The 6,909-nt window shown below is 46.2% G+C and carries 3 protein-coding genes; all 3 read right to left on the reverse strand.

Features of this window, described 5'->3' with window-relative positions; genetic code table 11:
* Positions 1-2,670, reverse strand: a 2,670-nt coding sequence (locus QUB10_RS34345) for an ATP-binding cassette domain-containing protein (RefSeq protein WP_445300837.1), incomplete at its 3' end; no start/stop codon positions are given.
* Positions 2,671-3,110: 440 nt separating this feature from the next.
* Positions 3,111-3,389 carry a hypothetical protein gene (locus QUB10_RS30525; RefSeq protein ID WP_333206926.1) on the reverse strand — a complete coding sequence of 93 codons (279 nt, stop codon included), beginning with the start codon at positions 3,387-3,389 and terminating at the stop codon, positions 3,111-3,113.
* Between the two features lie 131 nt (positions 3,390-3,520).
* Positions 3,521-6,391, reverse strand: coding sequence for a DUF3854 domain-containing protein (locus tag QUB10_RS30530; RefSeq protein ID WP_333206927.1), 2,871 nt, complete (start codon positions 6,389-6,391; stop codon positions 3,521-3,523).
* Positions 6,392-6,909: the final 518 nt, after the last annotated feature.

Consider the following 6,909-nt stretch of genomic DNA (forward strand, 5'->3'; position numbering starts at 1 on the left):
AACCGGTTCTGGCTCAGAAGGTTCGATCGACTCTACTGTTTCTACAATAAGTAGATTTTCGACAACCGGTTCTGGCTGAGAAAGTTCGATCGACTCTACTGTTTCTACAATAAGTAGATTTTCGACAACCGGTTCTGGCTCAGAAGGTTCGATCGACTCTACTGTTTCTACAATAAGTAGATTTTCGACAACCGGTTCTGGCTCAGAAAGCTCGATCGACTCTACTGTTTCTACAATAAGTAGATTTTCGACAACCGGTTCTGGCTCAGAAAGTTCGATCGACTCTACGATTTCTGAAACTTCGAGATTTTCGACAATCGGTTCTGGTTGAGAAGGTTGGCTCGACTCTGGTGTTTCGACAATGAGTAGATTTTCGACAACCGGTTCTGGTTGAGAAGGCTCGATCGACTCTACGATTTCTGAAACTTCGAGATTTTCGACAATCGGTTCTGGTTGAGAAGGTTGGCTCGACTCTGGTGTTTCGACAATGAGTAGATTTTCGACAATCGGTTCTGGTTGAGAAGGTTGGCTCGACTCTACTGTTTCGACAATGAGTAGATTTTCGACAATCGGTTCGGGTTGAGAAGGTTGGCTCGACTCTGGTGTTTCGACAATGAGTAGATTTTCGACTATCGGTTCTGGTTGAGAATGCTCGATCGATTCTTGTCTTTCTACAGTTTCCAGAAAATCTGCCACTGGTTGCATTCCAGGTTCTAAATCGCTTATTTCCTCTGCTGTTTCTGCAATTGGTTCAGATTCTGGTTGAGAATAGTCGCTCGACTCTACTGTTTCTACAACTTGCAGATTTTGGACAATCGGTTCTGGTTCATAATGCTCGATCGACTCTAATGTTTCTACAACTGGTTCGGATTCTGGTTCATAATGCTCGATCGACTCTACTGTTTCTACAACTTGCAGATTTTCGACAATCGGTTCTGGTTCATAATGCTCGATCGACTCTACTGTTTCTACAACTTGCAGATTTTCGACAATCGGTTCTGGTTGAAGATGCTCGATCGACTCTGCGGTTTCTGAAACAACGGGCTGATTTTCGACAATCGGTTCTGGTTGAGAAGGTTCGATCGGGAGTATCTCACTTTTGTAAAAAATGTTTTTTACAAAAGTGAGCATCCTGCTTGCTTGTTTAGATATCTGTAGCGAGTAAGATGATCTGGTTCCTGTGACACCCAAACTGAGATGCTTCCCTTTTATCGACTCTACTGTTTCGACAACTGGTTCTGATTCTGGTTGATGATGCTCGATCGACTCTACTGTTTCTACAACTTGCAGATTTTCGACTATCGGTTCTGGTTGAGAATGCTCGATCGACTCTACTGTTTCTGAAACTTGCAGATTTTCGACTATCGGTTCTGGTTGAGGATGCTCGATCGACTCTACTGTTTCTGAAACTTGCAGATTTTCGACTATCGGTTCTGGTTGAGGATGCTCGATCGACTCTACTGTTTCTGAAACTTGCAGATTTTCGACTATCGGTTCTGGTTGAGAATGCTCGATCAACTCTACTGTTTCGACAACTGGTTCTGATTCTGGTTGAGAATGCTCGATCGACTCTTGCCTATCTGAAACTAGCGAATTTTCGACAATCGGTTGCGATTCGGATTGATGAGAATCGGCGATCGAGTCTTGAATTTCTGCTGATTCTTGGAGATTTCGATCGACCTCTGGTTCGGTGTGAACCAGATTTTCTTCCGGTTTCTTTTCAGCCGCTGTCAGCCTTAAAAACACATCTTCCAGAGTAGCGCGAGAGCGACGCATTTCGCACAGTCCAAATCCAGAGGCGACGATAGCTGTAGCAATTTCTCGTCCGGGTTCTATGTCGGGTTCGCACAATGCCCGCAGGCGGTAGCGACTCACTAAAAATTGATTGCTTGGAATCAATTCGATCGATCGAACTCCCGGCAAATTTTCCAAAGAAGGCAACAGCAGACTGTTTACCAAATCAGCCTCGCCTTCAACTTCGACTTCGTAACCCTCTCCCACCGCCAACTCTCCCATCAAATTTTCGGGAGTACCCGCAGCGACGATTTTACCGCGATTGATGATGGTGACGCGGTTACAAGTCATGCTGACTTCCGGCAGAATGTGCGTGGAAAGGATGATTGTGTGCTGGCCACCCAGACTTTTGATTAAATTGCGGACTTCGATGATTTGTCGGGGGTCGAGGCCGACGGTTGGTTCGTCTAAGATAATCACCGGCGGGTCGTGGACGATCGCCTGGGCGATACCGACGCGCTGCCGAAATCCTTTAGAAAGCTTGCGGATTAAAACTTTGCGTTTATCAACCAGGCCACAGCGTTCGATCGCGGAGGTAACTCGTCGCGCGCGATCGCCCGCAGGTACTTGCTTGATCCGGGCCACAAAAAACAGAAACCCTTCCACAGTCATTTCTGGATACAGTGGCGGGTTTTCCGGCAGATAGCCGATGCGCTGTCTGACGGCCATCGAGTCTTCGTGAACATCCATGCCTGCGATGCGGGCCGTACCACTGGATGCCGGCAAATATCCCGACAAAATCCGCATGGTTGTGGTTTTGCCAGCGCCGTTTGGCCCCAAAAAACCGAGAATTTCTCCTGATTCGACCGAAAAAGACACGTCCGCGATCGCTGCGGTCGAACCGTAAGTTTTGCTTAAGTCATCTACTTCAATCATTTGTCAATACTTTCAGCCTTTAGCTACCTGATTTCTATCAACACTCTAGCAAAACAGCCATTTTAGGGGCTTTTTGGGCCTTGTTTTTGGCTGTCCACCTGTCCCAGTGTCCCTTATCCAGTAGTCACTTACAAGCAAGCTCTTCTATCAATCTTCTACCTTGCACCCCCTAGCGATATTTGCGATCGCTCTGCAGGCCTCAGAGCAAAATCGGGTTTTTCGATGGTAAATGCCATTTTAAATTTTGTGTTTTGGGATTTAAGCAAAAAAACTCGCTATCTGCGAGTCTAAGCCTGTATTTTCTGGCTTAGCCGCCAATGATAGGCGGCTATTGTTCAAAATGCTATCCCGTCCCGGTCAGAAACCGAAAACCTACAATCACAACATACACATAGCGTGACTGACGCGATCGCACTGCCGTGCCAGCCGATCGTCATCAGTTAAGGTAACAGGCTACCCAGCATATCCAAAATTGCTTCTACGTCCGCTAGGTCGCATTTAGACTTTTTGCGCTTAGCTTTCAATTGGTTGAGTAAGACAGCAGCATCAGGTAAATCACTTGTGTCAAATGATTTTCCACTATCCAGTTGTCGAGCTATAGTCAGCACCCGATCTGCTAGGGCGATCGGTACTCGGATAGTGCGGGTTTTTCCGTGCTTCCATTTACCCTCATAGTGTTTGAGGTTAGCTAGGCTAGCGTCATTAATATTTTTGGTCATTTCACTTGTGTCAGGTGATCTATTATTAACAGACTGGCACGGATGCTTTAGTTCTGTCAAGTATTTAGTCACGTGACACAAGTGATTAAAGGCAAAAAAGTTAGGCTGTAGGTAGATGACACTCGAAACTACTACTTTTCGGAGAGATACATCAAATCCCCGGCGATAAACTCCTGTTCTCTTATGAATGCTACTTCTTTGTCGAATTGTACCCGCAAGCCCGTATAAGTGGGGTAATTGGTAATTTTGGTAATTTCCCCTTTAATGCCCTTAGCGCGATCGCCGGGCTTCACTACAACAACCCGATCGCCTACCTCCAAAATACGGGAAGGCCTCGGTGCGGGCTGTTGTGTAGGGGATGCCCCATTAAGCGCTCGCTTGAAAAATCCCCTCAAGTGAAGTCCATCGGTACTATCAATAAACTTCCTTACCTCTTCCATTTTTTCGGTATCGCCGCTCGCTTTTGCTTCCCGGTACTCGTCGGCCATCCTTTTGGCCCGCTGTCTGTTGGCGGTGGTTTGCATATCGGCTTTAGTCGGGTTTGAGGGAGTTGAGGGGGGGGTTGGTGGCACTTGGGAGGGAGTTATTGAGGGAGTTTGAATCGTTACTGGTACTGGGTTTGAGGGAGTTGAGGGAGTTTGGGGGGGTAAATCTTTTTCTAACTCACTTTCTCGATCACTTTCTTCCTTATCTGGCAGATAATTTTCTTCATTTTTGTTTCCGTTTGAAACTTTAGGGTCTAACTCCCTCAACTCCCTCAAAGGTATATCTGGTAGGGGTTCAACTCCCTCCCCAACTCCCTGCAAACTCCCTGCAACTCCCTCGCTAACTCCCTCAAACCCGACTAAAGTTTCGGAGTGAGTGATATGGTTATCCGACTTTTCTCTCACCCTCAATCCCTCAAAATAGGCTTGTGCACCCTGATGTCGGGTAAAGGGTAAATTCTCGTCTGTCAGCAAGTCGGCAAGCAAGCGGGGAAATTTGACAATACTTACTTTCGAGAACCCACTCTCCTCGCAAAAATCCTTGTAAGCCTCATAAAGCTTCCCGGTGCGGGTAGTAGCGGCCGGGTCTAGTACCAGTTCCATATCAAAGAATGCAGCGGTCGAGCTTGTTTCGACTTTCATCTCCCATTCCTTATATTTGAACTCAGCAATCTTTTCGGCTCCGATACCGCGTATCGCTTGAGTAACGGCGCTATTTGCGAGGGAGAGGGCTATTCCAATCAATGCGGGTACTTCTGCCTCAAACTCACTTTCTATGGCGTGGTCGCGTTTTTCGGTAGGTATGGGGTTATCAAAGTGAACCAGGCACAACCGACGCTCTAGCCCGGTAGTGTCACCCACAAATATGGGTTTGTTACTGCAGATGAGGAAGCACCCGTAGAAAAACGCATCGGCGGCCGGAGTGTGCAATTCCCGGTAACTAACAGCATCACCGCCCGTAAAACTGAGAATCGAGTCAATACCTACGGGTTTTCGTTCATCGGCAAACACTACCAATTGTTTATCCACAACTGATGCCTTAGTCGATCCGTCACTTAGGCGATCGAGCTGGCAGCCCTTAAAGTTCTCTCGTCCAACCATTTTCTCCATCAACCGAGCAAAAGTACCCTTACCGGAACCCGGCGCTCCGACTAAGTGAACGAACATCTGCAAGTCGAAAAACCGATGTTTGAGTATGGCGTTAGCAATGGCTAGCAACTTAAACATTTTTCGCTCATCATTCTGCATGGCCGTCCGGAAAAATTTGTGGATACTAGGGCAATTCACCCGTAGTGCTTCCAAGGGGTCGCTTAGATCGCCTTTCAGTGGTCTGTAATCGAATGGTAAGAACGAGGTAAATCCCGTACCCGGTGAATGTTCCAGTGTTGCCAGCTTGTCTCCGTCTAGAACGTAATTACTAAGGTTGATGTAACGCTTTCTATCCCAATACTGCCAGCGGATTTGTCGCAAGTCACATTGGAGTAATTCCACCACGTTGTTAATATACTCAATCCCGCTGTAGTTTATGTTTTTTGCATCAATAGTGGTTTTGACCAAACTCTTAAACGGCCCTATCCCTACCTTTTCCCAGTGTTTACCGGAGTATATCCGCCACGTTTTTTGTTCGTCATCATATTTCCACTGATGCCCATATTGTTCGGCTAACCGGGCCGCTGCTTCTCGCGGTGTCGGTGGCTTTTTCTTTTTTGTTGGTGTATCACTATCACTTGTGTCAGGTGATTCAACTACATTACTAGATTTCACCAATATAGCCCGAAAAGCCTCAATCCCTTGATTATTGATGAAATCATCCATCCCCTTGCCGTCCTCCGACTTCCATTTACCCGTAACCGATAGTACATCGCAGCCATAGGCTTTCAGGTGTTTAGCGAGCTTTGCTTCTGCACGGCGAACATTCTTTATGGTTTCCACCTTCTCAGGTGGATCGGAATCGTAAGCGATGATAAAACCAAAACCCGCTTCAGCTAATCGTTTCAGCCCTGGTATCAAGTCGGGTTCACCCTTTGCCTTTGGGGTTAATCCCATATCTATCCCCATTAGGGCTACCGTAGGGATATCCCACATACAGCCCTTAATTGCCTTTATGCACCCCTCGGTGATGAGTAGGTAGGGTTTGCCGTTAATGGTGAAGCATCGGGCTTTAAGAGCCTCTAAATCAGTCCAATATGTTTCGACTTCTGGATGCTTGACAAGGAAAGCATCGTATTCACCTTTAGGGGTGCGATATTTAGGAAGCTTTCCGTCCTTTGACGGCCACGGGTTAATTGGCCGTAGTTGCAGTTGCCCAAGGTTGCCCCAAAAAACTATACAAGGAGATTTTGCCTCATACCCCAACAATACCGTGGCTTTCGGGATCCCGGCACTGCCACAGTTTGCATATATCCAATCCAGAGGAAGCTTTCGCTCGATTCTTAAATAGTCCTTGTCAGCGGCATTGAGTAAAGATTTGTTGCGAGTAGCGGCAACAGTTTGAGAAATTGATGATACACTATCCATAGCGGTTGTTCCTTTAATGAGGGTGAGTAACCGCTATCCCTAGTGCTTAGCTAGTGAATTGATGCCGTGATATACCCTTCCGGCAAGGGGACTTTCTAGAAAAAGTCTAGAAAATAAGTTAAATTTGGTTCAGGTTTTTTGGGTTTTTGTTGTCTCTCTTCACCAGCTAACGCTATTTAGGGACAGCGAGAGCCTTTTTTTTGCCTGCGGGTACAAGCGGGCAAATTCTGCTGTTGAAATTGTAACCTACAGCCGGATGGCAAATATCCCACAAATAAAGCTTATACAGCGTTATACTTCTTCCGGAACCCTATAAGGGTTAGGATTATTTTCTCGTATATTAAAGTCTATACAGCGTGAGAGAAATTTACACTAAGTATCACAAAATTTATACACAAGACGCATTTCTCTTACTTTGTATAACAGGTGCTTAAGTATTTAAGTGTATTTCCTAGCTTAGCCGCCTAACTTAGGCGGCTATTGTTCAAAATGAAGACAAAAGAAAAGCTAGCTTCACA

The sequence above is a fragment of the Microcoleus sp. B5-D4 genome, assembly GCF_036705145.1.
In the GTDB taxonomy this organism is placed as follows: Bacteria; Cyanobacteriota; Cyanobacteriia; order Cyanobacteriales; family Microcoleaceae; genus Microcoleus.